This window comes from Rhizobium bangladeshense, from assembly GCF_017357245.1.
Lineage (GTDB): Bacteria > Pseudomonadota > Alphaproteobacteria > Rhizobiales > Rhizobiaceae > Rhizobium > Rhizobium bangladeshense.
This window is the reverse complement of record NZ_CP071612.1, coordinates 1779353-1805872: the sequence shown is the minus strand read 5'-3', so window position 1 is coordinate 1805872 and position 26520 is coordinate 1779353. Positions and strand designations below refer to the sequence as shown.

Sequence of the window (26520 nt, the reverse complement as noted above, 5' to 3'; positions counted from 1 at the left end):
GCCGGTAGCTCTCCGGCACACTGTCATGGCGCATGGATTCGGTCCGAGGAGCCGCAATGGCATCGCGTTCCGGGAGTATCTGGCAGCAGTGCATTGCGGAACAGCACGCCGTCCGGTGTCCGCAAGAATTCCCGAGGTGGTGATGCTCCGCGGCGACCGCACAGTGCCGACCTTGGAGAGGCGCCAAGGGCGTGGCGATGCCGAAAGGATTCGCCGCAATCATCAGGGCGACGACCAGCACCTGCGCGTAGCGGAATATGCTCCCAAGTCTCATTTGGCTGGTTTTCCGTTCCGCCATACAACCATATGTGAGCAGAAATGTTCCAAGCAGCGGTGATCCGGGCGGCTCGTGTTTCGGCCACCTGCCGATCAGAAACCATTAACCGCTGCCGGCTAGTCTGCGTCTCTCGTGCGGGGGGAATCGATGAAAGGCGGCTATTCGCTGGCCCAGATAGGACTTCACTGGCTGGTCGCCCTCCTGGTGCCGGTCCAGTATCTGACGGGCGGCAGCATCGAGAGAACCCACCACGCTGTCCACATGGGCATGACACCCTCGTACTGGGACGTCGTCCAGCACCACCTCCACAACTACGCAGGAATTGCGATCGGCCTGCTGATGGGTCTGCGGCTGGTTCTTCGTGTCGTGCAGCCACCTCAGACCAACCAACCCAGCACCTGGGCAGGGCGGGCGGCAACGATGCTGCACTACGCCTTCTACGCCGCGATCATCGGGCAGGCCTGCACGGGATTCCTCGCGAGCTACTTCTGGTTCCGGATCGCCCCTTATCACGTTGTCGGATCGAAGATCATATTGGCTATGGTCGCGCTGCACTTCGCCGCTGCCGCCTGGCACACGCTCGTCGCCCGCGACGAGACGGTGGATCGGATCGTCTTTCCGCGCCGGAAGCGGTCAGCCCAGGAACTGTAGCGTGGCCAGCGTCAGCACGACGTAGCGGCCCGTCTTGGCGACGAACACGAGGATAGTGAACGGAAGCAGCGGCTCCCTGAGCACTCCGGCGACAACCGTGAGAGCATCTCCAAATATCGGCATCCAGGAAAGGAGCAGCGTCCATTTCCCATACTTTCGGTACCAGCGGGACGAACGTTCGAGCGCCTCCTCGCCGACTGGAAACCAGCGACGGTCCCGGAACCTTTCGATGCCGCGGCCCAAGAACCAGTTGACGACGCTTCCAAGCGTGTTGCCGACGCTGGCGATGGCGAGCAGAGCCGGAACGGAGAACTTTCCTGTGAGAAGAAGACCCACCAGCACCGGCTCCGACTGCATCGGCAGGATCGTCGCCGCACCGAGCGCGGCTGCAAAAAGGCCGAAGTAGGATGCGAGATTGATCATTGAGAAAGAACAGCCCGTTGACCTTACTTCCGTTGGAAGGCCTACTTACGCACCATCGTGATGTTCGCGCCAGCATAAAGGCCTCGAACGTCCACGAGACCATTGAGCAGGCTGCTCGTGATCATGGGGCTGGTGATCATCGTATTACTGGCGGTACTCGCAGTCGAACGCCAACGCGGCGACGCATGGCTCCTGTTCAACGGGTGAATCCTTACAAGCGCCACTTTTCAGTATGTTGACAAAGCGAAGGCAGGACCGCTCCGGGAGTCAACACGAAACGAAGCTCTAACCGACGACATCGGCCTCGCGATAGAATGACGCTCAACCCCATGCCGAAACACCGCCTCATCCTTCTGCGCCACGCCAAATCCGCCTGGCCCGACGGTGTGCCCGACCGTGAACGGCCATTGGCGGATCGCGGGCGCAAGGCAGCACCCGTCATCGGCACCTATATGGCGCGCGAAAAGCTGATCCCCGATCTTGCCCTCGTCTCGCCGGCCCGCCGGGCGCAGGAAACCTGGAACCTCATCCGCCGGGCCTTTTCGAAAAAGGTCTCGGAACACGAGACGGCTGATATCTACGAGGTGTCGGCCGAGCGGATCCTCGATGTGATCCGCGCCGTCGAACCTGATATCCGCACGCTGCTCATCGTTGGCCACAATCCCGGCATGGCGAATGCGGCCTCGCTTATCGTGGCGGACGGCGATGCCGATGCCGTGGGACGCATGCGGGAAAAGTTCCCGACGGCGGGACTTGCTGCCATCGATCTCGATCTCGACGGATGGGACGAGATTGCGCCGGGCACCGGTTATCTCGAGCGGTTCGTAACCCCGCGATCCTTGGGATAATAGGCCACCTTCCGGTTGACTTTGGCGGACATGGCACACGGTCGGGTAGCCCGGCACCTCCGGCCATTGTTAAAAGGGCAGAATGTCGAACAGGCGCTTGCTCGCCCTCGCCCCCCAAGACGGCTTCACGGCCCCGGCGGACAACGGCGGTCCGGACGAGGGGGCCAGGGGTGCTGGATAGAACCGGTTGAGCATCGCATCGCACACGTAGTGCCCCCAGTTCGTCAGATGCTCCGTTTCTCTCGCTCCGAGGAAATGAAGGTAGGTGCCGATCTCGGAGGGAACGACCGATGACTCCGGCAGCGTGTAAGAGGCATATGGCTTGAGCTCGGCATCCTTGCTGTCGATCGACCAATAGACGCCGCGCGTTCTTGCGCGCAGAGCCGATTTCGAGAAATCGTCGAGACCGAGGGTCTCGGCTCGTTTTGCAGCCTTGAAGCCGCCGATCAGGTCTCGCCGCCTTAACGACCGCACCTGATTGTCCATCGTATCGACCACCCGGTTGAGCTGGGAGAGATAGTTCCAGTATCCGCGGGTGGACGTCCGCCAAGGCGCGCCGGCGTCGCTGACGAGCAGGCATTCGCAGCGTTTCAGCGCCGGCTCGATGCCGTGATTGTCGTAAACGCCGCCGTCGCTCAATATGGCCCTTTCCGGCGCAACGGGATCGCCAACGGTGTCATCGAGCTTTTCTCTTTTCCAGGGGAACTGCGACAGCTCCAATCGCAGCGGCGACAGCACGGGAGGGAACGCCGCCGAAGCGGCAACCGCGGTCGCGAGCGAAAGTGCGGGATGAAACGACACCCCGATCCGGTAATCCGCGATATAGCGGTTCGACATTCGGAAGAGCGAACCAGTGCTGAGATTGCTGGAACAAAATACGAACCAGGGCGAGCGTGGAAGATCTCTGAGGGTTGGCGACTTTCCATCGAATAGATGTCGCTCATAGAGTTTGGCGGCTTCCTCGGCCGCGCTCGAGAACGGATTGAACACCCCTTTCAGGAAGCTCGGTCCATCCGCAAACACCTGGCTGAAGGCGAGAATGCGATCCACGTATTCCGTCCTGAAGTTGACGGCGACGTCGTTTTGGAACACCAGCCGTGGCCACACATAGGCCAACAGACCAGATGCGATAGATCCGCCAGAGACAGATGAAATCATATCGAGCTTCGCCAGAAGACCAGCCTCGTTGAGCCTCGCGAGCGATCCCGCATGGAAAAGCATGGCCCGATAGCCGCCGCCCGAAAGGCAGAGGCCGAGTTTAAAGCGCTCAGCGGGCTTCTCGGGCTCATCGGATCCCGAAAAGACAGCATTCGATGGGGCATGCTCATCTTCCGACATGCTCGGCCTCACTGAGGAATGTGAGTTTTCACCGATCTTTTCCTTCAGGCAAGCTGCCGAACTTTGCGGTCGCTGCCTGCAGACCGGCAATATCTACTCTGCGTACCTCCGAGAGTTGGCATCGCATTTGTGCCACTCCCAGTAGCACCAGTCGGCGCGATTGAGCAGCGGACCGAGTTCGTCGCGCCGTTTGCACGCCCGCAGCGTATCGGGTCCCTTGCCCATGCCAATTACGGTCCGAACAACAATAGCTTCGCAGAGAATGTTGACAGCTGCCCCAGCAGCTCAAGATCAATGCACAAGGGCGATCTTCTGGCAAGCGTCACAATCAGAAGTGATGAGACAAGGTAAATGCCGGCCCTTCGCAGTCCCGAAGGCGTCATAGACGCCTGCAATCGATATTGGCTATGTCGCCTGCACCGACACATTTGACCACGAGGCCGTTCGTGACTTCTACCTATGACAATCACGCCCTCGACCTGAAGAATGATCCCGATTTCTTCTCTCTTCTTACCGGCAGCTACCAGCGCATCGTCGGCCGCGCTCTTATCGAGGGTGGGCAAGGGCCGGACTGGCTCTACAATCATGCGCCTTTCGTGGTCCTCGCCCACAATACCCTGCCCGACCCGCGCTTCATCTATGCAAACAGGACTGCGCAGAACTGCTTCGAATATAGCTGGGACGAATTCATCTTGCTGCCGTCGCGACTTTCGGCCGAGCAGCCTGATCGCGCCGAACGCCAGCGGCTGCTCGATGCCGTCACGCGCGATGGTTTCGTCGACAACGGACGCGGCCTCAGGGTCGCGAAATCGCGCCGCCGTTTCTGGGTCGACAACTTCACTGTCTGGCAACTCATCGATGAAGCGGGCAAGCTGTTGGGCCAGGCTGCGATATTCTCTTCGTGGCGAGACGAGTAGTTACTACGGTTTTACGCGATCCGGATGCGCTGCCTGGAAGGCGGGGAGTTCGGCGCATCTGGCGTCGATGTCGGCGATGCGACTGAAAGTGGTCATATCCACTCCCCAGCGGCGGGCATTGTAGACTTGGGGAACGAGACAGAGGTCCGCCATCGTTGGCTTGCCGCCAAAGCTGAACGCGCTATAGGATTCGCCGAGCATGATCTCCAGCTTGCGAAGTCCATCGCCGATGAAATGCTTCATCCATTCCTCGCGAGCCTCGGCCTTGTCGGTCAGCGTCTTAAGATGCGAGACGACATGCAGGTTGCAGATCGGATGGATGTCCATGGCGATCGCATATGAAAGCGCACGCACATGCTGGCGGTCGAGGCCGTCCGACGGCAGCAATCCGTATTCCGGCCGAAGCTCGGCGAGATACTCGATGATCGCCAGCGACTGCGTCAGCGTTTTGCCATCAATCACCAATGTCGGCACGAGGCCCTGCGGGTTGAGCCTGAGATAATCCGCCGCCTTATGCGCGCCGTCCAGCAGGTTGATCGGAATCGTCCGATAGTCAATATCCAACAGGTTGAGCGCGATTCGGACGCGGTAACTCGCCGACGATCTCCAATAGTCGTAGAGAACCACCTCCCTCATCGCGGGTCGGCTCCCTCGTATTTTCCGACGGTCTGCTCGATCGCGCCGAAGATAGAATGGCCGGCATGATCCCTCATCTCGATGCGGACCCGGTCGCCGAACTTCATGAAGGGCGTCTTCGCCTCACCGCTCTCGATGGCCTCAATCATCCTCAGTTCGGCAATGCAGGAATAGCCGTCTCCTCCCGCTTCCACGGGCTTGCCGGGGCCGCCGTCGAGCTTGTTAGAGACCGTGCCGGAGCCGATAATCGTTCCGGCCACGAGGTGGCGGGTCTTGGCCGCATGGGCGAGCAGTTGGCCGAAATCGAATGTCATGTCGATGCCGGCATTCGCCTTGCCGAATAGTCTGCCGTTCAGGCTCACAAGCAGAGGCAAGTGCAGCTTGCCGCCATCCCACGCCTCTTCGAGCTCGTCCGGCGTCACCGCGACGGGCGAGAATGCAGAGGCCGGCTTGGACTGGAAGAAGCCAAACCCCTTGGCCAGCTCCTCCGGGATCAGGCCGCGCAGCGACACGTCGTTGACGAGCATCACCAGACGAATGGCGCGGCGGGCGGCTTCCGGGCTCGCCCCCATGGCGACGTCGCCGGTGATGACGGCAACCTCTCCTTCCATGTCTATCCCATAGGCTTCGTCCTCCATCAGGATTGGATCGCGCGGCGCAAGAAAACCGTCCGAACCGCCTTGATACATCAGTGGATCGGTCCAGAAGCTCGCCGGCATCTCGGCTCCGCGCGCCTTACGCACCAGTTCCACATGGTTGACGTAGGCGGAACCATCGGCCCATTGATACGCCCGCGGCAAAGGCGATGCGGCGTCATGTTCGTGAAACCGCATGGTCGGCTGAGCTCCCGTCTCGATGCCTTCGGCAACCAGCCGAAGCCTCGGAGCGACATGCTCCCAGTCATCGAGCGCCGCCTGCAGGGTGCGGGCGATGTGGCCCACCTCCGAACAGCGGGTCAGATCGCGGGACACGACGACGAGGCGGCCGTCCCTGGTGGAATCCTTCAAAGTCGCAAGTTTCATCTGTCAATTCCAATGCCGGAGGAAGCTTCGCCGATCCTGTCACTTGATGCCCGGTGTCCCGTCGAACTTGCGTTCCAATCCGTCCCAGCATTCGAGATAATCATCCTGCAGCGTTTCGAGCTCGGCTGCATATTTGGTCAGCTGCTGTGGGTAGCGGGTCTCGAACATGAAGGCCATGGTGTGATCGAGCTTCACCGCTTTAAGCTCGGCATTGGATGCCTTTTCGAAGGCGAGCGCATCAGGTCCGTGGGGAAGCATCATGTTGTGCAAGCTGATCCCCCCTGGCACGAAGCCCTCCTCCTTGGCGTCATACTGGCCATGGATCAGGCCCATGAACTCGCTCATGATGTTGCGGTGGTACCAGGGCGGGCGGAAGGTGTGCTCGGCGACCAGCCACCGCGGCGGAAAGATCACGAAATCGACATTCGCCGTGCCTGCATCTTCGGTAGGCGCAGTCAGAACCGAAAAGATCGACGGGTCGGGATGATCGAAGCTGATGGCGCCAACCGGCGAAAACGTCCGCAAGTCGTACTTGTAGGGCGCGTAGTTGCCGTGCCAGGCAACCACATCAAGGGGCGAGTGGCCGATTTCAGTGACATAGAATTTGCCGCACCATTTCACATGGACGCGGCAGGTTTTTTCCTTGTCCTCGAAAGCGGCGACAGGCGTCTTGAAGTCGCGCGGGTTCGCCAGGCAGTTGGCGCCGATCGGTCCGCGGTCCGGCAGCGTAAATTTCGCGCCGTAGTTCTCGCAGATATAGCCGCGCCAAACCGCCTGCTCGCCGACTGTCGTGATCTTGAACATCATGCCACGGGGAACGAGGCATATTTCCAAGGGCTCGACGTCCATGATGCCCATTTCGGTGAACACTCTGATGGCGCCGAGCTGCGGCACGATCAGCAGTTCGCCGTCGGCGTTGAAGAAATAATCGTCGACCATGTCTTCGTTGAAAACATAGGCATGCGCCGACATGCCGACCTGAGTCACGGCATCGCCTGCCGTGGTCATCGTCCGCACTCCTTCCAGGAAGGTCAGCTTCTCCTCAGGCGCGGGGATGGGATCCCAGCGAAGCTGGCCGAGAGGCAGCGAATGTTCGTCCAGGCAGGGCGCGGTTTTCCAGAGCGGATAGGAGACGTTCGAGAAGCGGCGGGTGTGACGCACGCTAGGGCGAATGCGATATAGCCAGGATCTTTCATTCGTGCCGCGCGGCGCGGTGAAGGGCGAGCCGGAAAGCTGTTCGGCATAAAGACCGTAATTGCATTTCTGCGGGCTGTTCTGGCCCTGCGGCAAGGCGCCGGGCAGCGACTCCGTCTCGAAATCGTTGCCGAAGCCCGGCATATATTTCAGTGTGCTTGCCGTCGTCGCTTCCGCGTCGGCAGCCTGGATCGATGTCTGGTCCATCTCAACTCCTCCCCGAGAACTCCACTGCGCCGTAGAGTTTACTCCGCTGCCGTGCCGATGACACCACGCTTGATCTGATCGGCCTCGATCGACTCGAAAAGCGCCCGGAAATTGCCTTCGCCGAAGCCCTCATCGCCCTTTCGCTGGATGAATTCGAAGAAGATCGGGCCGATCACCGTCTTGGAGAAGATCTGCAGCAGGATCTTTGTCATGCCGCCGTTTACCACGCCTTCGCCGTCGATCAGGATGCCGTGCTTCTTCATGCGGTCGACCGGCTCGCTATGGCCGTTCACCCGTTCATAGGACATGTCGTAATAGGTCTCGGGAGGCCCCGGCATGAAGCGCAGGCCATTATCGGCCAGGCGGTCGGTCGCTTCGTAAATATCCTCCGTTCCAACGGCGATGTGCTGAATGCCCTCGCCCCGGTACTTCTTCAGATATTCCTCGATCTGGCTGGTGTCGTCCTTCGATTCATTCAACGGGATGCGGATTTTGCCGCAGGGCGAGGTGATGGCGCGGCTGACCAGACCGGTGATGCGCCCATCGATGTCGAAGAAGTGGATCTGCTTGAAATTGAACAGATTGCGGTAGAAATCCCACCACTTGTCCATGTTGCCGCGGAAGACATTGTGAGTGAGATGGTCGAGGTAATAAAAGCCGATCCCGGCGGGATTGGGATTGCGCTCGCCAAGCCAATCGAACTCGGCCTCGTAAGCTGATCCCTTTGCCCGATAGGTCTCGACGAAATAAAGCAGCGAGCCGCCAATGCCGATAATCGCGGGAACGTCGAGCACCTTGTCATTGCCTTCATAGGGCACGGCGCCTTTCGACACGGCGTGATCGAAGGCGTGCTTGGCATCGACCACCCGCCAGGCCATCGAAGGGGCGCAGGGACCATGCTTTGTGACGAAGCGGGCGGCATGGCTGTCGGGCTCGGCATTGAGGACATAGTTGATGTCGCCCTGGCGCCAGACGGTGATGTCTTTTGTCTTGTGCCTGGCGACCGCGGCATAGCCCATGCGTGTGAAGAGCTCGCTGAGCTTCTCAGGCTCGGGGTGAGCGAATTCGACGAATTCGAAGCCGTCGGTGCCGGCTGGATTGTCGGCGGTGATTTCCGACGGAGGCGCATCATGCGGGAAAGGACCCATTTTCTTTTCCTCCAGAGGAGATTGCATCTTCTATGCAAACTATGGCCCAAAACACGCGCAAAGTTCTTGCATTCTTTATATCCAAAGAACATATTATGCACGGTTCGTGAGTATTTCCTGGATTTTGCGCAATGGATGAACAGCTGGACAAATTGGATATGCGCTTGCTCGAAGAACTTCAAAAGGACGGCAGGCTGACGAACAACGAGCTGGGCGACCGCATTGCCCTTTCACCGTCGCAATGCTCACGCCGGCGCACGCGGTTAGAAGCCGAGGGCTATATCCGCAGCTACCGGGCCTATCTCGATCGCGAAAAACTCGGCCTGGACATGCTGGTGGTCATTTCAGTGACGCTCGCCACCCATAACCGAGATAATGCCCGCAGGTTTTCTCAATTGATCAACGGGCTGCCGGAGGTCCTGGAAGCCTATGCGCTCACCGGCGAAATGGATTATCATCTGAAAGTGGCAACGCGCGGGCTCGCCGACCTCTCGAAATTCGTCAACGACGTTCTCCTGCCGCACGAGTCGGTGCAGCATGTGAAGACGTCAATCGTGCTCGACACGCTGAAGACATTCGAGGGCTTTCCGCTGCGCATGCCGGGCAGTTGGCACGGCGATGGCACACGCTGAGCTGCGGGGTCCTCTGGCGGCAAAGGTCAGAGCGGCAACTCAGTCGAGAATTTCAGTTCGCGCAAGACGAAGCTCGATACGACGGTGCGCACATGCGGATTGCGCATGAGATAGCGGGTCATGAACGCTTCGTAGCTTTCCACGTCCCTCGACCTTATCTTCAGCATGTAATCGAACGCGCCCGACAAGGCATAGCACTCCATGATCTCCGGCCGCTCCAGCACCACTGAAGCGAAAGAAGCCACTGCCTCCTCATGGTGATCCTCCAGCGTGACGTGTGCAATCACGCAGAGCTTGAGATCGAGTTTGCCGGGATCGAGCAATGTCACGCGCTTGCGGATGACGCCGTCAGCCTCCAGTTCCTGGATCTTACGCCAGGCCGAGCTCTGCGACATGCCGGCCTTTTCCGCCAGATCCGCCAGCGACAGAGTGCCATCGGCCTGGATGAGCTGCAGAAGCTTGCGGCGGAATTTCTCAGGTTCTTTCATTTCTGCCACCACAATCGAGAATATTTGCCACCAGTATGGCCATGGCCGAGACGAAAGAAAAGAAAATCCGCCGAACACGGAGCATAATGGCAGCGAAATCGCCATTCCCGGGAGATCAGTCGATGACCAAAGAAAGCAGCTACACCGCCAAACTGCCCGGCCCGGACGGGCTATACGACTACAGTCCCGAAGAAGATGCGATCTGGGGTGAACTCTACCGGCGTCAGATGAAGCTCTTGGCCAACACGGCTTGCCAGGAATATCTTGACGGCGTCAAACTGCTTGGGCTCAAGCCGGAAAAAGTGCCCCAGCTTCGCGACGTGAACAGGCGCCTGAACGAAACCACCGGCTTCGGCGTCGAAGGCGTGCCGGCGCTCATCCCGCCTTCGCGCTTTTATGAACTTCTGTCACAAGGCAAATTCCCGCTGGCGACCTTCCTGCGCCGCCGCGAGCACATCGATTATATCGAGGAACCGGACCTGTTCCACGAGGTGTTCGGCCATTGCCCGTTGCTGACCAATCAGAGCTACGCCAGTTTCGTCCGGCATTTCGGCGAAACCGCCATGCGCCTCGGCAAAGGCTATTCATGGCACCTGTTCCGGATTTTCTGGTTCACCGTCGAATTCGGCCTGATCAATACGCCGCAAGGCCGCCGCTGCTTCGGCGCGGGCATCGTCTCGTCGCCGAGCGAGGCGAAGGCGGCAACGGAAGGCACTTCCTGCGAATTCCGGCCGTTCGACTTGATGAGCGTGCTCAGGACACCCTACCGCATCGATATCCTCCAGCCGATCTACTATGTCATCGACAGCTTTGCCGATCTCGAGGCGATCGTGGAGCAGGATATTGGCGGCGCGATCCTCAAGGCGAAATCGCTTGGTGATTTCGCCCCGGCTTTCGAAGCCAAGGCTTCGTGATCCCGACGCGGAGGGAGCGTATGAGTATTCGGCAAACCCTATGCTTCACTTCGGCGCGGCCGGACTGCGGTTGACGAAATCGACGAGCACTCCCGGCTTGACCATGTCGGCCAACTCTTCGGCGTCCCAATTCGTCAGCCGCACGCAACCATGCGAACCGACCTTGTCGATGAGCTTCGGCTCCGGCGTCCCGTGTATGCCATAGGTCGGCTCGGTCAGGTCGATCCAGACGCTGCCGACAGGACCATTCGGTCCCTTGGGGATCGTCAAGACCTTGTCGTTCTTTCCCTGTTTGAAGTTGCGCTTTGGATCATATCGATAAACCGGCATTCTCGCGACGCCCTTGACCTTGTGCTTTCCTGAAGGCGCCGGGTTGTCCTCGCTTCCGATCGTCGCGGGATAGACGGCAAGCAGCGATCCATCTTCGCCATAGGCCAGCACCTGCCCTGTGTTCTTGTCAGCCTCGATACTCTTGACCTTGCCTTGCCTGGGCGGGCCGGGATTAACGACCCACACCCTGTCGCCGGGCGCGAACTGCGAGCCCGGGTTGAGCGCGTTCAACAGATCGATATTCATGTGGAAGCGCTCGGACAGCTTCTCCGCAACGCTGGTATAGCCGAGGCTCTGCATCTTTGCCTTCTCGCCGTAATCATCGGGAATCCTGTCGACAAGTCCCGTGGCATCCTCCGGTGAAACGACATAGCTCTCGATGATGGGCGAATTGTCTTCCAAGTGGGAGACGACATCTGGATCTGGCCTGCCATCGACGGGGAGCTTGTTCATCGCCTCGAACCCAGCCACCGCCTTGTTGACGTTCTCACCGGCGAGGCCGTCGATCACACCGGGAGACGAGCCGGCACGGTCTAGCAGGACCTGAAGGCGCACGATCGCCGGGTCTGGATCTGCGGGCGACGGCTTTCCATTCCCGATGTCGGCAATCGAAGCGGCATTGATCGTTTCGGGTCGAAGCTCCCGCGCGAGGGCGCCGCCAACGGAGAGGGCTAGAGCGAGGAGCGACATCGGCAGGGCTGTTTTCATGGACGACAAATGGGCGACGTGGGAATTTGTTCCCACACTGACAAGACATCGCCGGGACGGCATCCGCTACACGTCGGCGGACAAAGCGGGAGGCTGAGCGTCACGGCGTCTTCGCTTGCTTCCTGGCTTCGCGTGATCTTGCCGCGCGGCGGGCGGGTCTCAGTTCTTCGATCGTCGGCTGCCACCATTTGGCATCCCCCAGGGGAAGCGTTTTCGCGGGCCACGTGCGAACAAGTTCGTCGAATGTCGGCACCCGCCAATACCCCCAGAGATAATCCTCGGTGACGCCGGGATAGAAATCCGCGACAAGACCCGGAGCGACCAGCTCGCCGGTGACATGAGTGAAGACAACGATCCCATACGAGGTGGCCACCGGACGTCCTATCGGCGGCAAGTCGTCGGCCGGAAGCGGGTAACGGCGGCGCTTTCGTTCCGCGGAGCGGAGCTTGCTAAGCATATCCTGTTCGGTGCCTTTCCGCTCCCCGGCACGCCGTCGTCTCTCCTCCGGTTCGTTCCTTCGAGCCGCCGCTTCGATGTCGGGCCATCTGCGTCTCAGTTCGTCATAGGATCGAAAGGGCACATGCCAAACTCGAAGGTCGCTGTCCCATCGCGAGAACGGCACAACGCGAAGCTCGTCGACGACGGTCTTTGAATAGGGCGTGCGGATTCGAAAGCCCGCCTTCCCGAGTTCCAGATATGGACTGTCAATAGGATCGAAGGCGAAGGCATCGCGCCCCTTTGCATCCGCATGCGCGTCGGCTTCTGCTTCCAGCTTGGCAAGCCATCGTCCAATGCGGCGGGACGCCGTTCGTCCGGGAACGAACCAGGCTTTCCGGACGTCGTTCCAGCGGGCGCGAGGGAATTGTGTCCGGAATTGGTCGACGGTCATCCTGTCGTAAGGGAAGGAAACCTCCGCCCCAGGCTTCGGCTCATCGTCACCGGGCGGCACCTCGCCCTGGGAAGCGGAAGATTTTGTTTCGCTCATATGGAAGGAACGCTCCCGCACCGGGATCGGTTTCTAGTGCAATGACCTGCCGCGTAGCTGATATGGCAGGATCACCGAACTTGGGGAGCCGATCCGCGCCCTTTTTCTCGCAAACCCCAGCGAGGATCCGAAGCAGAGCTAGTGAACCGTCTTCGACGGCTTCTTCGGGTGCGAAATATTGTGAAGCGTCGCCATGAGCTTTTCGAACTCGTTCAAGACACGGTGAAACTCGGCATCCGGCATCTTCACGATTTCCGATACCGTCGAAGAAACCGACGCGATGAGCTTGTCGATCCAAACGCAACGATCGGCCGGCACGTTTGCGAGGACATCCCGACGAAGCATTTTCAACTCTCGAAGAATGCGAACGATCAGGGCGCCCCGCTCCGCACCGCTCAGGAACGGAAGCCTTGTCTGCGCCCGGTGGATTTCTGCTAATAGCGTCGTCGCCATCCCCGCTCTCCGCCCTCAAATACAACCGGATATCACAACCGCTGCGATTACAACACGGACTTTAGTCTGGCTAGCCAATTCGATGCGATTTCGTACGCCTTGCCCGGCATGGTTAATCGCTCCTCGCGACCAGATCCGACATGTCGCAGCTTCGTCGCCGCCCTTGCCATGGCTGATATGTATTGTCTTCCGGTCGATATGATCTGTAGCGGGCGGCGCATCGGGCTGCCGCCTGCGCATTCACTCTCGTGCTGCCGCCATCCTGACTTTCGGCAATCTTCTGCTGAAAGGGCGAAGAGCACACGCGGGTCTCGCCGCTATAGGATCGGTAGCTGTTGGTCGCAGGATCGAAGGAACGATAACGCTGCGCGCACCAGGACAGATGCTCGATGGCATATTTCGGCTGCTGCCTATGAAGTTCGGTCGACGGGCGAGCGGGTTGCGAGGCCGCCTTTGATGCGATGGCCGCCGGCGCCTCGGTGACATAGCTGGAATAGACAGGCGGTATTCGCTCATAATGCTGTTGTCGAGGATCGATTTTCACCGGTCTCGTCGTCCATAGATCGCGCGCGGCAAGGTCCATGAAAGCGTGAGGTTCGTAATCCGCCATGACGTGCGAGGCAACGGATGCCGCGGCCATGCAGGCGCCAACCGAGCTGACGATGCCGAAGGCGACGGTCGCAATTGCGTTCATTGGCCCGCCTCCTGCTGCTGTGCCTGGGGAACCCAGACGCGAGTCCCTGCGCTGCTGTGGCCGCCGGTGCCGACAAGCACGGCGATGATGCCGGTGATTGCGAGCAGGATGGCGATCAGCGGCACGGCGAGACCAGTGGATTTCTCTTCGGAATAGATCATGTTCCCTCTCCTCAATTCCGGCGGCCGCACGACGACGTTGCCGTCGATCGTGCGGCTGATCTCAAAATGATTTGCGAAAGGAAGACGCGGTCGAGCCACGTAGACAGTTACGTCACTTGATTACCTGGATCACCTTGCGGGACGACGGCTCGACAATGACACGCTCGTCATTGACCACCGCGTAGGCATATGTCGGATCGTCCGGAACGGGTGTCACAACGACCGTTTCCGGCAGAGGCTGACCGACGACCACCTTTTCCTTCACGACTACGCGTGCCGATGGTGCCGGAGCCTCGCGGACATAGGTGACGACCTTTGCCGGGGGCGGATCAATCGCCGTGCCGACGACTGCGCCCGCAACACCGCCGATAGCAGCGCCGGCCGGACCTCCGACGATGGCTCCGGTGATTGCGCCACCTGCCGCGCCATTAACGGTCGAGGACTGGGCGAATGCTAGGCCCGACATCACGGCCATGGCAGTTGCGGCGCCTGCGATAAGCTTGAAGAGCATCTTTTCCTCCTTCTCTTTCAACGCGGCCTTCCTGCCGCTGCCAAAGCAACTAGCTGGGCACGACGTCGTTCCAGGCCCCGGACCTCAGTCTGAGGGAGGCCGGCCCTTGGTCCGGAACCCATTTCATTATTCGTCGCCTGCTCTATTCTCGGATCGAAGGGCCGTTATACTGGGGTACGGGCAGGAGACCGAGGGAGATGACACGATCCAGCCGCCGGGAAGCTGGGCGCAGGCGCTTGGCTATGCGTCTGCCGCAAATGCGCACGCTGATCATGAAGGCGCGTGACCCGTGGCAGCTCGAGCTTTTCGAGGCCTATCAGATGGCGGTGGAAGCGCGTGATCGCCTCCGCAGGCGACAGTTCAATCTGAGGCTGGTGCGGGAATATGAGGAGACCTGTGTCGAGATCGAACAGCACGTCATCCGCGCGATGCACGAAGCTCCCTACCCAAACTATCGCTTGGTCCCTTAGAGGTTAGGGAGCACGGCCGACGACGATCAGGGCGCTCATGCTGCCGTAAGGACGGGAACCGTGGCGCGAGGCCACCCGCTCGGTTACTTCGTCGACGATTTCCGACATGCGATCAGGCGCCCGCAATTCGATTTCTCCGCTGAGCGGAGTGCCTTGGCAGAAGGCGGCCGCGACGTCGTGTGCTGTGGCCGCCGAAGAGGTCAGTTCGACCCGTTTGCAGGAAACCGCCTCGAATCCTGCCGATGCAACTTCAGCCTCGATTGAGCTGGGATCGAAGTAAGAATATGGCAAGCGCCTGAGGAAATTCGGAGGATCCGACGCGAAGAGGCTTGCCAGAGATTCGTCCACACATCTCGCGAATTCGTTGGCCGCAAGCGAATCCCACGTCGAAAACAGGAACTGGCCTCCGCTCCGCAGCACCCTTTTCGCCTCACCATAGGCCTTCGGCCTGTCTGGGAAGAACATCACCCCGAACTGGCATGCGACGAGATCGAACATCAAGTGGGCAAACGGCAGATCCTGCGCGTCCGCGTGCATCCAATGAGTTCGCGACATCGTGAGGGTTGGTGCGCCGACATCGATCATCGCCTGACTGAGATCGGTGGCGACGATCTCGGCCGCCGGATCGAGCCTTAAGCGCAGAGCGCGTGTCAAGGCGCCAGTCCCGGCCGCGACCTCGAGCACGCTGACTGGTTTCGACCGTTCAGCGACGATTGCCATCTCGGAGGCATAAGGTTCGAAAAGAATCGGCACGAGAAGAGCCTGATAAACGTCGGCGATGCCTGCCGCGAACGGCGGAGGAGACGCGGCAGATGCTGAATCTGGGCGGCCTTCGATGTTCACAGAAGTTGTCACAACAGGTCTCCAAACCCAACTCCGTCGAACTTGAAATATCGCCGAATCTGCTGTTGTCCATGGGGACGGACCTTGGTCCCAAGCCTCTTCGACCGAAGTCCCCGCAGTGGAACGGGCGCCTGAACCGCGTCGTTCTAACGATACGGAAGGAGATCTGCACATGCCCCAGAGCAACAGACCCCATGTAAACAACGCCTGGAATGCCTCCGTCATAGCTCTTGTTATCGTTCTGGCAGGCCTCCTCTATGTCTTCGGCGCAGCCATGTCAGGCGATAATCTCCGGTTGACCGAGAGCATCAGAGGTGCTGAGGTCTTCGACACCAGAAATCTGCCCTGATACTGTCTGGAAAAACTCTAAAGACGCTGTAGGTTAGTCGGCAAAGTCTCATGCCGGTATCAAGATGAATTGGCTTCGCCGCTGGAATGCCCGCTCACTCGCCTCCCAATTTTTCATCGCGGGTGGCCTGGTCTCGATTGTCGTGATGTTTCTAGTGGGCATGCTTGTCACCCATCTCATCGAGGAGGCCGTCATCCATAATTCCGGCGCGGCGACGGCGCTTTACGTCGATAGCGTGGTAGCGCCGCTGCTTCCCGACATGCAGACGGAATCGCTGCTCGACGAAGGCAGCGCGCAAGCTCTCGACGAGACGCTGGGTCAGGGGGCGCTTGGCAGGCGCCTTGTCTCGTTCAAGCTGTGGCGAAACGACGGCACCATCCTCTATTCAAACGAGAAGGAGCTGGTGGGCCAGAAGTTCCCCGTGAGCGAGAAGCTGCAGAAGGCATTCGCCGGTTCGCTCGTCGCGCGATACGAGCGGCCTGGTGACCCGGAAAGCGGTGCCGAGCGCGCGCTCGGCAAGCCGCTGATGGAAATCTACAATCCGGTTCTCCAGCCGTGGTCTGGTCAGGCCGTCGCCGTTCTCGAATTCTACGAGACGGCCGAAGGGCTGGCTGACAGCCTGGCGCACGCCAGGCTCCGGAGCTGGGGCGCTGTCGCCGCTCTTACGGCGCTTTTCTTCCTCGTTCTCTCGGCTCTGGTGTTTCGAGGCAGTCGCACGATCGAAGCGCAGCGCAAGGATCTCAAAGAACGGGTAAAGGAATTGTCCGCGCTGCTAGCCGAAAACCGCGGGCTCCAGCGGCGGCTGCAGCGCGCCTCGCAGCGCGTGGCGGCGCTCAACGAAACATATCTGCGCAGCATCGGCGCCGATCTGCACGACGGTCCGGCACAGCACATCGCCTATGCTTCGCTGCGATTGGACAGCGACTTGTTGATCAACGCGTCCACCGAGCCCGAAGCCCGCGAAAAGGAACTTGCCTGGATACGCTCGAGTCTTGCCGAGGCCATGACGGAGATCCGCAATATCTGCAGCGGGCTAGTGCTCCCGCAGATCGAAAAATCGTCAATCACCGAGATCGTGCTGCGGGTCGTCGAAGCTCATCGGCACAAGACCGAAACTCTTGTAGAAACAATCATCGACGAGGATGGACCGGAGCTCGCTACTGCCGTAAAGATCTGCATTTATCGCTTTATTCAAGAAGCCTTGAACAATGCCTATCGCCACGGCGGCGGCGTTCAGCAGACCGTAAGAGCAGTGTCGCACAATGGTCATGTTTGTGTCGAAGTCAGTGATCGCGGCGATGGATTCGACCCAACGGAGGTGAGGCCGTCAAGCCTCGGTCTGGTGGGCCTTCGCGAACGTATCGACAGCCTCGGAGGATCCTTCGATATCACGACAGGCGAAGGAGGAACGACCGTGACCATGACCTTCGAGCCCATGGAAGTTGGAGACTAGAGATGACACCAATCACCGTCGGCGTCGTGGACGACCACCCGCTTTTTCGCGAGGGCGTGACGCGCAGCTTGTCGGAGATGAGCGATTTCGTGGTCATTGGCGAAGGGGCCAGCAGCGAGGACGCCGCCATGATCGCTTCGAACAATCGCCCCGACGTCATGCTCCTCGACGTCTCGATGCCCGGCGGCGGACTGGCTGCTATCGGTGACGTCCTGGCGCGGAGCCCGACGACGAAAGTGCTGATGTTGACGGTATCCGAGGAAGTAGACACGCTGCTAGGGGCCTTGCAGCGGGGCGCGATGGGCTATGTCCTCAAAGGTGTCGGCTCCCGTGGCCTCGCCGAAGCGATTCAAACCGTCCTCAGCGGATCGCGATATGTCTCGCCGACAATGTCGGCAAAGGCCATGGAAAATACTCTGCAAAACGGAAACTCCGACAAGAACAGCCTGACGCCACGGGAGCGCGAGGTGATGGATCTCGTCGCCCAAGGTCTGTCAAACAAGCATATCGGCCTGCGCCTTAACCTGCAGGAAAAGACTGTGAAGCACCACATGACTCAGATCCTGAGCAAGCTCGGCGCCTCAAACAGGACCGAAGCGGCCCTGCAATGGCGCGAACGGCGATAGCGCGGGGCGGCCGGACGGTCCCTCCCCGCGGCAGAGTGCAACATCTGCCGGAGCAGGTTTCGTCAGTAAAGTCGATTGGCGACTGGCCGGCAGTTCTTCCATCCGACCCCGCGTGAGCCCAGGGATACCGGGAAAGACTCTCTAGCGAAGGAACCGGCTCAGCCGGTTTGCGTCGCGGGCCGTCGCCTGCCGGCTTATGATCGTCCTGCCTTTCGCGTCCTTCATGACATAGCGACCGCTGCGCAGGCTTTCTGTGATGCCGTTCGCGTGGCGAACGTTGATCGACCCATCGGAGCCTTCGATCGCTCGCGCTCCGGATGCTGTCGGCGACGCGGCTCCGGAGGAGTATCCCGCGTTGCCCTTCGAGTTTCCGCCAGTACTGTTGCCGGAACCGTTATTGCCGTTTCCGCCCCCATTGCCTCCGCCATTGCCGCTACCGCCGCCGTTTCCGCCCCCATTACCGCCACCGCCACCGCCGCCGCTGCCGCCCCCATTACCGCCACCGCCGCCGCCCCCATTGCCGTCTTTTGCCTGTGCGTGCTTTACCGTCAGAACGCGAAGGGAGCCACCGAGATCGATCGTCACAGGTGATGCGGCAACCACGAGGGCTGCGGCAGCGCTGCCGCCCAGCCTCAGGAAATCTCGTTTCGAGATAGTCATGCCACTTCCTCATTCATCGTTCTTGGCCGTTCCCACGCTCTATCAGACGCGTGCGAATTTTCGCTGTTTCGAAGACTAAATGCAACCGGACCTAGGTACCAAGAAAGGGCGGGACTTTGGTCCGCCTTATCGGAACACGCCGCAAGAATACGAGCAATGTCGTCACAAACAGTGCCTTGGCGCATGTGTTGCCGGCTTTCTTATCCAGGTGTTGCTGCATGAGGCGCGGACGCATTTTTCTGGAACTTCTTTCTTTGTCATCACTTGATTATCAAAGTGCAAGAGAGGAAAGCCCGATGCCAAACCCGAACGAATCACCCGCCGTCCAATCGATGCAAAAAGAGCAGGCAGAGCAGCGAAAACGGGCCCGAAGGGGCGAACTCGACAAGGCGATCGAAGACACGTTTCCGGCGTCCGACCCGGTCTCGGCCACTCATACCTCCATTCCCGCCGGCCGCAGCGACGTCGAGGCGGCGGAGCGCGTGAAGCGGGAGCCCGATCCCACCGCGCTTGACCAAGAGTATCCGCTAGTCAGTCAGGCCCTTCGCTCGACCGGCCGAACCGCCCGCTCCTCGGACAGTTTCGATGCCGACCGCGAGGAACTGCGCGCGCTTCAGAAGGAAGCCGGCCGGATGGCGGAGTCCGCCTCGGAGCTTGCTTCCGGAACAGCCCGCTTGGCAAAGGCGGAAGCGAGGAGTGTGGTCCAGGACATCGAGGATCGGATACGCCGGCAGCCGCTTACGGCCGCAGCGATCGTGGCCGGCATCGCCTTCGTATTTGGCGCGACGCGTTAATGGCGCCCACCATGGCGAGGAAATGGACCGGCGGCTGCCTTTGCGGATCCTGCCGATACGAATTCGCCGGCGATCCGCCGCATTCGGGATATTGCCATTGCGATATGTGCAAAAAGGCGACCGGCGGTCCTTTCGCGGTTCTCGTCCAGGCCAGGGTTGAGGAGCTCGTCTGGACCGACACGTCTCCCGCCGTTTACCGGTCCTCGCCGATTGCAACGCGCGGCTTTTGCGGCAATTGCGGAACGCCGCTCTTTCTTCAGTATGATGGCGACGAACTGATCCGAGTGACGGTCGGCTCGCTCGATCACCCCGACAGGATACGCCCGGCAGGTCATTACGGCGTGGAGAGTCGTCTTGACTGGGCCGACTGCGGACGCGGACTGCCGGAGGAGGAAACTCAGGAGCGTTTTTAAGCATGTCGCATAAAAGTGTGCGCCGGTTTTGCGGCAGTGACATACGTTAACGAGACCTGACGCGCGACAAGTCGACCTGAAAGACTGCGGCGCGCGCTTGGATCACGCCAGCACCGCCTCGACACGAGCTCTCATGAAAATCGCGACCTACAATGTCAACGGGATCAACGGGCGGCTGAACATCCTGCTGCGTTGGCTGAAGGAGGATGCTCCTGACGTGGCCTGCCTTCAGGAACTGAAAACCGACGACGCCAGGTTTCCGCTAAAAGACATCGAGCGGGCCGGCTACGGCGCCGTTTGGCACGGACAGAGATCCTGGAACGGCGTCGCTATCCTGGCAAAGGATATGACACCGATCCTGACGCGGCGGGGTCTTCCCGGCGATCCCGACGACACACACAGTCGGTATATCGAAGCCGTCATCGACGGCATGCTGATCGGGTGCCTGTATCTGCCGAACGGCAATCCTTTCCCCAGCGCCAAGTTCGAATACAAGCTCCGCTGGTTCCGTCGCCTGTACGCCTATGCCGCCGAACTCCTTGAGATCGAGGTGCCTTCCATCCTCGCCGGCGATTTCAACGTCATGCCAACTGACATCGACGTCTACAAGCCGGAACGCTGGCGAGACGATGCACTTTTCAGACCTGAAGTCCGCAAAGCCTACGCCCAACTTGTCTCCCAGGGCTGGACGGACGCCATCAGGCATCTGCATCCGGACGAGCGCGTCTACACCTTCTGGAAATACTGGCGCAACAGTTTCGAGCGCGACGCCGGGCTTCGGATCGACCATTTTCTGCTCAGCCCAATGGTGGCGCCGTGGCTCCGATCGGCGAGCGTCCGGCGGAAGCCGCGGAGCTGGGAACATACGAGCGACCATGCACCCGTCATGATCGAGCTCGATATTCCCGCAGTTGAAGCCGTGTGATCTGCAATGCCATGAATGGAGGGATAGCAGGGAACCTGCGATGCCAGCTGGAGTTAGCTTGTAAAGGAGATTGTCCGATGCCCACGAAACCCATTCCCGATTCGGCAAAGCTTCCGCCGAAGTCGCTGAACGAGGATACTCAGGACGACGAACTGCCTGAAGCAAATGTCGACGACCAGCGTAAGCCTCCCGTCAGCATGGGCAGCAGCCGCGAGGCGGGTGACGGCGTTTCCGAGTCCGACCCGGAGACTCGCCGCGTCGATCATAAGGGTCGCATTCCTGCCCCGCAGTTCTCCAACCGGAAGTGATCGTCATGGGCGAGAGCAAGAATTATCTCAATACCGACGAAATCCAGGCCGACGACCAGTTGTCGCCGAAGCCGGTCGAAGGAAAAGATCCGCCAAGGCATGTACGCAAAAGCGAGGAAGCCGTCGCCGAAGGCTCTGACGATACGGAGCGCATCCGGGTTCCTCCGCCGGTCGCAAATCCCGATTGATGCGGTTTCAGCATCGCCTCATTCCGAGGCGTCCAGATCATAGATGCGGCCTGTCAACCAGGCCGGCCAGTCCCGCTCAAAAAAGGATCTGACACTTTCATCCAGGTTGCGGTTCGGCCGGGTTGAAACCCTGATCTCATCACCCTCGAGCAGAACGACGATCTGCTCTTTGCGATGCGCTTCGCTTTCGCTACGGAAACGATAGTCCTCCAGCGGACCGGCGCTCGCCAGCGGAAGGAATTCGCCTTCCGCATCGCAGACCGCGCGTGCTCCCCGACTGCCGCCGCCCCTAGCGATGAAGAAGTCCAGCGCGCCCAGCACCGCTTCAGAGGCGAGCGCCATGTGCCGCCATTGCACGCCTCTGACCGCTTCGGCCGCGCGACCATAGGCGAGGCCGTTGGCGCGAATTTGCGTATTCAGCTCCCGCGCTTCGATCAATGCCTGGCGGACGCTCCCCTGATCGCAGATGATGCCCGCCTTCTCGCTCATTCGTGCCTGCACTGCCGAGCGGACCGCCTTGACGGAGAGCGGGCTTTCTGTTCGCAGGGTGGAAAGGAGATCGGCGACGCCCGCCTCCGCTGCCTCAAGTACAGGTCCCTCGGCAGCCCGCTTCGCCGCGCCGCTGGCGCCGATGTGTTCGGCCACCCTGGTGCCGAAGACCTGCCCGGCATTCAGCGCTGCTCCACCGGGCCTTGTCACGCCATGTGTGCCCGCCGCCTCTCCGACCGCGTAGCAGCCGCCAAGATTGGTGCGGCCCCAGGTGTCAACCATAATGCCGCCGTTCATGTGCTGGTTGTTGACGGCGAACTCCAGCGGTTCTTCGGCAATATCGATCTTGTAGCGGCGATAGAGCTCGATCGCGAGCGGGTTCATATGCTTCAATCGATCAATCGGGATTTCCTGACCGGCGCCAGCCTTGCCGAGATAGAGACGAACGTCCTCGTCCAGCCCCTCTAGGTCGAATGGCAGGTCGCCGGGAACGGGCAGAGGATTGCGATTGAAGTCCATGAAGACGCGCCGGCCCGCCGCAGTCTCACGGTGAATAGCGAGGTCGACCAGGCTTGAACCGAAATCGAGCATGCGGGTCGCGTGGAATGGCCATTGATAGCCCTTGCGAAAGATGTTTGACGCCAACTCCTGGGTGCTTCGATAATATTCCGCCAGGAAATGGTGTTCGGCGCCTTCGCCGTCGACCGAATAGATATGCGGTATCGCCTGGACGTAGGTGCCGGACAGATTCCACGGAAAGCCCTCCCTGCGCGTTCCTATACCGAACTGGCTTTCGGTCAAGTTGACGAGCTCGACGCCTGCCTCCAGCGCCAGTCCGAGGGAGCCGAAGCAGCCGTTGGGATAGACGCTGTCGCGATAGAGTTCACCCGGGCCGCCGGCGGCGAGCACGATCACGCCACTCACAAACAAGGCGATGCCGAGCGGGTTCTCCTCTGTACGGTCGCCGGCGCGCATGACGAGCATGCCGGCGACATGACGATCGGCCCCCTCGCCCTCGGTGAGGATTTTGACCGCGGTGGTCTGGTTGTAGAACGGCACGCCCAGCCGGATCGCCTCCTCCGCCAGCACCTTGACCATCAAGCGCGACGTGCGCGGGCCACAGCTGGTGGCGCGGCCGACCTCGTCATGGTCGGTCTGATATCTCAGTGTTCCGCCAAGCGGATCCTGGGGCAGCGGCAGCCCCAAGAACTGCAGCGACGCCATCATGCGCGATGAGCCCACCGCCTCGACATAGGCCGTGTCCTCGTCCATGGCGCCACCGCTGCCGATGGCGCGGGCCATCGCCCGGTAATTGTCGCCCTGATCGGCGGTGTTTGCGGTGTGAAGGGTTTGCTTGTCGGAACCCGAGCAGGCCGAGGTTCCGCCCCATGCGCTTTGGCTGATGACGACGACATCTACGCCGCGCCGCTTCATTTCCACCGCCGCACGTAGACCCGCAGCGCCAGATCCGACGACGACACAACCGGCCCGGTAGATCGGCGTCTCGACGCCAGCGAGCCGGACCCTTTCCGAAGCGACGGCTTCGGCTGGAAGCCGCGGCATGTCGACATCGGTCAGCGCGTCGAGAATTTCCTGCGGAACACCTGTCGTCATCGCCGTCACCCAAGCGGGATGTCGACCCAGCGCTTCTGCCGGGAGGACTCCATGCACGCATCGACGATCTGGCAGATGTGGTGGCCGGTATCGAATGTCGGCCACATCGGCCTGTTGGCGACGATCGAACGGATCACCTCGGCCACCTCGATGATCTTGCTTTCATTGTAGCCGATGCCGAAATTCGGCAGGGGAAGGAAGGCCCTGAAGGTGGGGTTCTCAGGACCGACATCGATCTCACGGAAGCCACGCCGTCCTGTTCTGTCGTCGTTGGAATAAAAACGCAGGCGGTTTATCTCGTCATAGGTATAGGCGATGCTGCCTTTCGTCCCATAAATCTCGTAGGTCTGCATGAACTTTCGGCCGGTGGCGACGCGGCTGAAGTCGACGATCCCGGCGGCGCCGTTTTCGAACCGGCACAGCAGGTTCGTCGCGTCGGGATTGGTGATGTCGGCCCAGGCCTCGTTGCCCACCAGTTTCACCTGCTCGCCATAAGCAAGGCCCTCGAAAACGGGCCGGCGTGGGGTGACGATGAGATTGTCGGCGATCAGGGAGATGACGCGGCCGACCAGGAAATCCATGAAGCTGAAGATGTGCGAACCGGTGTCGCCGACGATTCCGGTCGGCGCGAGCTTGCCATCGGCGCGCCACATGAAGGGGGCCGTGGGATCACCATACATATCGACATGCTGGCAGCCGCGAAAGAGCTTGATCTCTCCGATTTCACCGGATTCGATGATCTCTTTCGCGAGATCATGAACGGGATTTCGCGGAAAGGCGTGTCCGACACGTGTAATAACAGCCTTCTCTCTCGCGATCTCGGCCAGCTCGCGCGCTTCGTCGCCGGTGTTTGCCAGCGGCTTCTCGCAATAGACATGTTTGCCGGCCAGCAGGGCCGCCTTGGCGACCGGATAGTGCAGATGGTCGGGCAGGCAGATATCGATCAGATCGACCTCGGGATCGGCGACAGCCAGCTTCCAATCCTGATAGATCCTCGCCCCTGGCGCCCTGTTGCCGATATCCTGCGCTACTTCAGGGTTGCTGTCGACAAGCGCCACGATCCGCGCCGTTCCGTCCGACACGCCGAAGAAATGCGGAAAGGTCTGATAGGCCATCGTGTGGACCTTTCCCATCCAGCCCGAGGCGCCAAGCACTGCAACTCTCACTTCAGACATTGTCGTTACTCCTTAGCGGATCTCGGCGCGGGCCCGGGGCCTGGTATCGTTGCGTTCATAGGCGAAGATGGCCGATGGCAGCGCAGGCAGGCCCCGGATGAGGTCCGATCCTTTTTCGCCGACCATGATCGTCGGCGCGTTGGTGTTGCATGACGGCACGCGCGGCATGATGGAGGAATCGCAGACCCTCAGGCCTTCGAGGCCGTGAACCTTGAGATCGAGACCAACAACCGCGTCAGACCCGGTTCCCATCTTGCAGGTGCCCACCGGATGATGATCGGTCTTGGCATTGGCGCAGCCATAATCGAAAAGCTGCTCATCGGTGATCACCTTCGGCCCCGGAAGTCTTTCGGCCATGACATAAGGTTTCAGCGCCGCCTGCTGCATGATTTCGCGGGCGATCTTGAGCCCCTCCAGGGACATCTTCCTGTCGTGAGGGTCGGACCAGTAGTTGGGATCGATCAGGGGTGCCGCACCGGGATCGGCGGATGAGAGACGCACCGTTCCACGCGAGCGCGGATGCAGATAGGCCGAATTGAGCGTTACGCCGGCGTTCTTGAGCCGTTCGACACCTGCTTCGATGCCGGAACCCAGGCCGAGATGGAACTGGATATCGGGGGACTGTGCGTCGGGATCGGCATACCAGAAGCCGCCGGTCTCGAAGAGCGACGAGGCGACTGGACCAGTCCGGAAGAGAACATATTGAATTCCGGCCCAAAGTGTCCGGTGGAGCTTCGCGACGCCGTCATAGGTGTGATCGCCGGTGCATTCGGCAATAACAAAGAGATCGAGATGGTCCTGAAGATTGCCGCCGACGCCAGGCAGATCGTGGAGGGCCTTGACGCCGACCGAGGTCAAATGGTCGGCCGGCCCAATGCCGGACTGCAAAAGGAGCTTCGGCGATCCGATCGCGCCTGACGAAACCAGGACTTCGCGTTCAGCGCGTACGACCTCCAGACCGCGTCCGGTCGCGATCTCGACGCCGACGGCGCGGCCTGCCTCCAGCAGAATGCGTGCGACGCGCGCGCCCGTCCGGATCGTCAGGTTCTTCCGGTCCCTGATCGGCGAGAGATAGGCAAACGAGGCCGACGACCGGCGGCGGTTGCGTTGGGTGAGCTGGTAAAATCCGACGCCGGCCTGCTGGCGGCCGTTGAAGTCGTGATTGTAGGGTATGCCGAGCTCCTGTCCTGCGCGGATATAGGCGTCGCAGATCGGCAGCGGCGCAGCCGGCATCGAGACACCCAGCGGGCCGCCATAGGCGTGGTAGTCGTCGGCGAAACGTTGATTGTCCTCGGCACGTTTGAAATAGGGCAGGATCGAACGGTAGTCCCAGCCCTCGCAGCCGTCTTCGCTGGCCCATAAGTCATAATCGGCAGCATTTCCGCGGGTGTAGAGCTGAGCGTTGATCGATGAGCCGCCGCCGATGATTTTTGCCTGGGTGTAGCGAAGCACCCTGCCCTTCATGTGCTTCTGGGGGACGGTTTCCCAGCCCCAGCTGGCCACACCTTTGGTCATCTTGGCAAAGCCGGCGGGCATGTGGAAAAGAGGATTCCAGTCGCCTCCGCCCGCCTCCAAAAGCAGTACCTTGACATCGGGATCTTCGCTGAGGCGGCTTGCAAGAACGCAGCCCGCAGGACCGGCACCGGTGATGATATAATCGAATCCCATTTTACTGT

Annotated in this window: 31 protein-coding genes; 13 read left to right on the top strand and 18 right to left on the bottom strand. The window is 60.4% G+C overall.

What is annotated here, in order from left to right:
• Positions 1-424: 424 nt before the first annotated feature.
• Complete coding sequence (locus J2J98_RS08750) at positions 425-928, top strand: cytochrome b (RefSeq protein WP_207602863.1); 504 nt, start codon at positions 425-427, stop codon at positions 926-928.
• Here the strand turns inward: J2J98_RS08750 and J2J98_RS08745 are convergent.
• Positions 911-1351, bottom strand: coding sequence for a YqaA family protein (locus J2J98_RS08745; protein WP_207602862.1), 441 nt, complete (start codon positions 1349-1351; stop codon positions 911-913). The genes J2J98_RS08750 and J2J98_RS08745 overlap by 18 nt on opposite strands.
• Before the next feature lie 314 nt (positions 1352-1665).
• Between J2J98_RS08745 and J2J98_RS08740 the strand changes: the two genes are divergently transcribed.
• On the top strand, positions 1666-2199 hold the full coding sequence (locus J2J98_RS08740; protein ID WP_207602861.1) for a SixA phosphatase family protein: 534 nt from the start codon (positions 1666-1668) through the stop codon (positions 2197-2199).
• 69 nt (positions 2200-2268) lie between these two features.
• Here J2J98_RS08740 and J2J98_RS08735 read toward each other — a convergent pair whose 3' ends face one another.
• Positions 2269-3537 carry a patatin-like phospholipase family protein gene (locus J2J98_RS08735; protein ID WP_207602860.1) on the bottom strand — a complete coding sequence of 423 codons (1269 nt, stop codon included), beginning with the start codon at positions 3535-3537 and terminating at the stop codon, positions 2269-2271.
• 446 nt (positions 3538-3983) lie between these two features.
• On the opposite strand from J2J98_RS08735, the gene J2J98_RS08730 reads away from it, so the two are divergent.
• On the top strand, positions 3984-4454 hold the full coding sequence (locus J2J98_RS08730; protein WP_207602859.1) for an MEKHLA domain-containing protein: 471 nt from the start codon (positions 3984-3986) through the stop codon (positions 4452-4454).
• 3 nt (positions 4455-4457) lie between these two features.
• Here J2J98_RS08730 and maiA read toward each other — a convergent pair whose 3' ends face one another.
• The 4 genes from maiA to hppD are packed head-to-tail and all read right to left on the bottom strand — an operon-like array spanning position 4458 to position 8661.
• Positions 4458-5090, bottom strand: coding sequence for a maleylacetoacetate isomerase (gene maiA, locus J2J98_RS08725; protein ID WP_207602858.1), 633 nt, complete (start codon positions 5088-5090; stop codon positions 4458-4460).
• Entirely contained in the window at positions 5087-6112 is a 1026-nt protein-coding gene (locus J2J98_RS08720; RefSeq protein WP_064713777.1) for a fumarylacetoacetate hydrolase family protein, read from the bottom strand. The genes maiA and J2J98_RS08720 overlap by 4 nt, the downstream gene beginning before the upstream one ends.
• A 39-nt stretch (positions 6113-6151) precedes the next feature.
• Positions 6152-7513, bottom strand: a complete 1362-nt coding sequence (hmgA, locus tag J2J98_RS08715) for a homogentisate 1,2-dioxygenase (protein ID WP_064710686.1) — start codon at positions 7511-7513, stop codon at positions 6152-6154.
• A gap of 38 nt (positions 7514-7551) precedes the next feature.
• Positions 7552-8661, bottom strand: coding sequence for a 4-hydroxyphenylpyruvate dioxygenase (gene hppD, locus J2J98_RS08710; RefSeq protein WP_064710685.1), 1110 nt, complete (start codon positions 8659-8661; stop codon positions 7552-7554).
• Between the two features lie 131 nt (positions 8662-8792).
• Here hppD and J2J98_RS08705 point away from each other — a divergent pair, with 131 nt between their 5' ends.
• Positions 8793-9293, top strand: coding sequence for an Lrp/AsnC family transcriptional regulator (locus J2J98_RS08705; protein WP_064713778.1), 501 nt, complete (start codon positions 8793-8795; stop codon positions 9291-9293).
• 26 nt (positions 9294-9319) lie between these two features.
• Here J2J98_RS08705 and J2J98_RS08700 read toward each other — a convergent pair whose 3' ends face one another.
• Positions 9320-9781 carry an Lrp/AsnC family transcriptional regulator gene (locus J2J98_RS08700; RefSeq protein WP_064710683.1) on the bottom strand — a complete coding sequence of 154 codons (462 nt, stop codon included), beginning with the start codon at positions 9779-9781 and terminating at the stop codon, positions 9320-9322.
• A 122-nt stretch (positions 9782-9903) separates the two neighbouring features.
• Here J2J98_RS08700 and J2J98_RS08695 point away from each other — a divergent pair, with 122 nt between their 5' ends.
• A complete protein-coding gene (locus tag J2J98_RS08695; protein ID WP_064713779.1) occupies positions 9904-10695 on the top strand; it encodes a phenylalanine 4-monooxygenase in 792 nt (263 codons plus the stop codon).
• A gap of 45 nt (positions 10696-10740) precedes the next feature.
• Here J2J98_RS08695 and J2J98_RS08690 read toward each other — a convergent pair whose 3' ends face one another.
• The 6 genes from J2J98_RS08690 to J2J98_RS08665 form a co-directional block, all read right to left on the bottom strand.
• Positions 10741-11733, bottom strand: coding sequence for a L,D-transpeptidase family protein (locus tag J2J98_RS08690; RefSeq protein WP_207602857.1), 993 nt, complete (start codon positions 11731-11733; stop codon positions 10741-10743).
• Between the two features lie 100 nt (positions 11734-11833).
• Positions 11834-12718: a hypothetical protein gene (locus tag J2J98_RS08685; RefSeq protein ID WP_207602856.1), complete on the bottom strand. Its 885-nt coding sequence runs from the start codon at positions 12716-12718 to the stop codon at positions 11834-11836.
• Positions 12719-12856: 138 nt separating this feature from the next.
• A complete protein-coding gene (locus J2J98_RS08680; RefSeq protein ID WP_207602855.1) occupies positions 12857-13171 on the bottom strand; it encodes a hypothetical protein in 315 nt (104 codons plus the stop codon).
• A 112-nt stretch (positions 13172-13283) separates the two neighbouring features.
• Positions 13284-13865, bottom strand: coding sequence for a BA14K family protein (locus tag J2J98_RS08675; protein WP_207602854.1), 582 nt, complete (start codon positions 13863-13865; stop codon positions 13284-13286).
• Positions 13862-14026 (bottom strand): hypothetical protein, encoded by a 165-nt coding sequence (locus J2J98_RS08670; RefSeq protein WP_207602853.1) that lies wholly within the window; start codon positions 14024-14026, stop codon positions 13862-13864. Before J2J98_RS08670 ends, J2J98_RS08675 begins: the two co-directional genes overlap by 4 nt.
• 112 nt (positions 14027-14138) lie before the next feature.
• Positions 14139-14537 (bottom strand): DUF1236 domain-containing protein, encoded by a 399-nt coding sequence (locus J2J98_RS08665; protein ID WP_064710701.1) that lies wholly within the window; start codon positions 14535-14537, stop codon positions 14139-14141.
• Positions 14538-14734: 197 nt separating this feature from the next.
• Between J2J98_RS08665 and J2J98_RS08660 the strand changes: the two genes are divergently transcribed.
• Positions 14735-15007, top strand: a complete 273-nt coding sequence (locus J2J98_RS08660; RefSeq protein WP_064710677.1) for a hypothetical protein — start codon at positions 14735-14737, stop codon at positions 15005-15007.
• 3 nt (positions 15008-15010) lie between these two features.
• On the opposite strand, the gene J2J98_RS08655 is transcribed toward J2J98_RS08660, so the two are convergent.
• Positions 15011-15862 carry a class I SAM-dependent methyltransferase gene (locus J2J98_RS08655; protein ID WP_207603104.1) on the bottom strand — a complete coding sequence of 284 codons (852 nt, stop codon included), beginning with the start codon at positions 15860-15862 and terminating at the stop codon, positions 15011-15013.
• A 401-nt stretch (positions 15863-16263) separates the two neighbouring features.
• Here J2J98_RS08655 and J2J98_RS08650 point away from each other — a divergent pair, with 401 nt between their 5' ends.
• Positions 16264-17652 carry a sensor histidine kinase gene (locus J2J98_RS08650; protein WP_064710675.1) on the top strand — a complete coding sequence of 463 codons (1389 nt, stop codon included), beginning with the start codon at positions 16264-16266 and terminating at the stop codon, positions 17650-17652.
• A 2-nt stretch (positions 17653-17654) separates the two neighbouring features.
• Positions 17655-18278, top strand: a complete 624-nt coding sequence (locus J2J98_RS08645) for a response regulator (protein WP_064710674.1) — start codon at positions 17655-17657, stop codon at positions 18276-18278.
• A 141-nt stretch (positions 18279-18419) separates the two neighbouring features.
• On the opposite strand, the gene J2J98_RS08640 is transcribed toward J2J98_RS08645, so the two are convergent.
• On the bottom strand, positions 18420-18938 hold the full coding sequence (locus J2J98_RS08640; RefSeq protein WP_207602852.1) for a hypothetical protein: 519 nt from the start codon (positions 18936-18938) through the stop codon (positions 18420-18422).
• A gap of 296 nt (positions 18939-19234) precedes the next feature.
• Here J2J98_RS08640 and J2J98_RS08635 point away from each other — a divergent pair, with 296 nt between their 5' ends.
• From J2J98_RS08635 to J2J98_RS08615, 5 genes are all read left to right on the top strand, one after another.
• On the top strand, positions 19235-19732 hold the full coding sequence (locus tag J2J98_RS08635; RefSeq protein WP_207603103.1) for a hypothetical protein: 498 nt from the start codon (positions 19235-19237) through the stop codon (positions 19730-19732).
• Positions 19733-19743: 11 nt separating this feature from the next.
• Positions 19744-20145, top strand: coding sequence for a GFA family protein (locus tag J2J98_RS08630; protein ID WP_138397031.1), 402 nt, complete (start codon positions 19744-19746; stop codon positions 20143-20145).
• A gap of 133 nt (positions 20146-20278) precedes the next feature.
• Positions 20279-21070, top strand: a complete 792-nt coding sequence (xth, locus tag J2J98_RS08625) for an exodeoxyribonuclease III (protein ID WP_207602851.1) — start codon at positions 20279-20281, stop codon at positions 21068-21070.
• Positions 21071-21147: 77 nt separating this feature from the next.
• Positions 21148-21378 carry a hypothetical protein gene (locus J2J98_RS08620; RefSeq protein WP_207602850.1) on the top strand — a complete coding sequence of 77 codons (231 nt, stop codon included), beginning with the start codon at positions 21148-21150 and terminating at the stop codon, positions 21376-21378.
• A 5-nt stretch (positions 21379-21383) separates the two neighbouring features.
• Positions 21384-21566: a hypothetical protein gene (locus J2J98_RS08615; protein WP_064696150.1), complete on the top strand. Its 183-nt coding sequence runs from the start codon at positions 21384-21386 to the stop codon at positions 21564-21566.
• An 18-nt stretch (positions 21567-21584) separates the two neighbouring features.
• On the opposite strand, the gene J2J98_RS08610 is transcribed toward J2J98_RS08615, so the two are convergent.
• From J2J98_RS08610 to J2J98_RS08600, 3 genes are read right to left on the bottom strand one after another with little or no spacing between them, the layout of a single operon-like run.
• The gene (locus J2J98_RS08610) at positions 21585-23669 is read right to left on the bottom strand and encodes an FAD-dependent oxidoreductase (protein ID WP_207602849.1); all 2085 of its coding nucleotides are present in this window, start codon (positions 23667-23669) and stop codon (positions 21585-21587) included.
• Between the two features lie 5 nt (positions 23670-23674).
• Positions 23675-24844: a Gfo/Idh/MocA family protein gene (locus J2J98_RS08605; RefSeq protein WP_207602848.1), complete on the bottom strand. Its 1170-nt coding sequence runs from the start codon at positions 24842-24844 to the stop codon at positions 23675-23677.
• Positions 24845-24856: 12 nt separating this feature from the next.
• Positions 24857-26512, bottom strand: a complete 1656-nt coding sequence (locus J2J98_RS08600) for a GMC family oxidoreductase (protein WP_207602847.1) — start codon at positions 26510-26512, stop codon at positions 24857-24859.
• Positions 26513-26520 lie beyond the last annotated feature (8 nt).

Coding starts and splice junctions, on each gene's coding strand:
- J2J98_RS08645 (WP_064710674.1), top strand. CDS start 17,655: ATGACACCAATCACCGTCGGCGTCGTGGACGACCACCCGCTTTTTCGC.
- J2J98_RS08690 (WP_207602857.1), bottom strand. CDS start 11,733: ATGAAAACAGCCCTGCCGATGTCGCTCCTCGCTCTAGCCCTCTCCGTT.
- xth (WP_207602851.1), top strand. CDS start 20,279: ATGAAAATCGCGACCTACAATGTCAACGGGATCAACGGGCGGCTGAAC.
- J2J98_RS08700 (WP_064710683.1), bottom strand. CDS start 9,781: ATGAAAGAACCTGAGAAATTCCGCCGCAAGCTTCTGCAGCTCATCCAG.
- J2J98_RS08745 (WP_207602862.1), bottom strand. CDS start 1,351: ATGATCAATCTCGCATCCTACTTCGGCCTTTTTGCAGCCGCGCTCGGT.
- J2J98_RS08740 (WP_207602861.1), top strand. CDS start 1,666: ATGACGCTCAACCCCATGCCGAAACACCGCCTCATCCTTCTGCGCCAC.
- J2J98_RS08600 (WP_207602847.1), bottom strand. CDS start 26,512: ATGGGATTCGATTATATCATCACCGGTGCCGGTCCTGCGGGCTGCGTT.
- J2J98_RS08665 (WP_064710701.1), bottom strand. CDS start 14,537: ATGCTCTTCAAGCTTATCGCAGGCGCCGCAACTGCCATGGCCGTGATG.
- J2J98_RS08695 (WP_064713779.1), top strand. CDS start 9,904: ATGACCAAAGAAAGCAGCTACACCGCCAAACTGCCCGGCCCGGACGGG.
- J2J98_RS08615 (WP_064696150.1), top strand. CDS start 21,384: ATGGGCGAGAGCAAGAATTATCTCAATACCGACGAAATCCAGGCCGAC.
- J2J98_RS08735 (WP_207602860.1), bottom strand. CDS start 3,537: ATGTCGGAAGATGAGCATGCCCCATCGAATGCTGTCTTTTCGGGATCC.
- J2J98_RS08620 (WP_207602850.1), top strand. CDS start 21,148: ATGCCCACGAAACCCATTCCCGATTCGGCAAAGCTTCCGCCGAAGTCG.
- J2J98_RS08610 (WP_207602849.1), bottom strand. CDS start 23,669: ATGACGACAGGTGTTCCGCAGGAAATTCTCGACGCGCTGACCGATGTC.
- J2J98_RS08630 (WP_138397031.1), top strand. CDS start 19,744: ATGGCGAGGAAATGGACCGGCGGCTGCCTTTGCGGATCCTGCCGATAC.
- maiA (WP_207602858.1), bottom strand. CDS start 5,090: ATGAGGGAGGTGGTTCTCTACGACTATTGGAGATCGTCGGCGAGTTAC.
- J2J98_RS08685 (WP_207602856.1), bottom strand. CDS start 12,718: ATGAGCGAAACAAAATCTTCCGCTTCCCAGGGCGAGGTGCCGCCCGGT.
- J2J98_RS08660 (WP_064710677.1), top strand. CDS start 14,735: ATGACACGATCCAGCCGCCGGGAAGCTGGGCGCAGGCGCTTGGCTATG.
- J2J98_RS08675 (WP_207602854.1), bottom strand. CDS start 13,865: ATGAACGCAATTGCGACCGTCGCCTTCGGCATCGTCAGCTCGGTTGGC.
- J2J98_RS08705 (WP_064713778.1), top strand. CDS start 8,793: ATGGATGAACAGCTGGACAAATTGGATATGCGCTTGCTCGAAGAACTT.
- J2J98_RS08680 (WP_207602855.1), bottom strand. CDS start 13,171: ATGGCGACGACGCTATTAGCAGAAATCCACCGGGCGCAGACAAGGCTT.
- J2J98_RS08605 (WP_207602848.1), bottom strand. CDS start 24,844: ATGTCTGAAGTGAGAGTTGCAGTGCTTGGCGCCTCGGGCTGGATGGGA.
- J2J98_RS08720 (WP_064713777.1), bottom strand. CDS start 6,112: ATGAAACTTGCGACTTTGAAGGATTCCACCAGGGACGGCCGCCTCGTC.
- hppD (WP_064710685.1), bottom strand. CDS start 8,661: ATGGGTCCTTTCCCGCATGATGCGCCTCCGTCGGAAATCACCGCCGAC.
- J2J98_RS08650 (WP_064710675.1), top strand. CDS start 16,264: ATGAATTGGCTTCGCCGCTGGAATGCCCGCTCACTCGCCTCCCAATTT.
- hmgA (WP_064710686.1), bottom strand. CDS start 7,513: ATGGACCAGACATCGATCCAGGCTGCCGACGCGGAAGCGACGACGGCA.
- J2J98_RS08640 (WP_207602852.1), bottom strand. CDS start 18,938: ATGACTATCTCGAAACGAGATTTCCTGAGGCTGGGCGGCAGCGCTGCC.
- J2J98_RS08750 (WP_207602863.1), top strand. CDS start 425: ATGAAAGGCGGCTATTCGCTGGCCCAGATAGGACTTCACTGGCTGGTC.
- J2J98_RS08670 (WP_207602853.1), bottom strand. CDS start 14,026: ATGATCTATTCCGAAGAGAAATCCACTGGTCTCGCCGTGCCGCTGATC.
- J2J98_RS08635 (WP_207603103.1), top strand. CDS start 19,235: ATGCCAAACCCGAACGAATCACCCGCCGTCCAATCGATGCAAAAAGAG.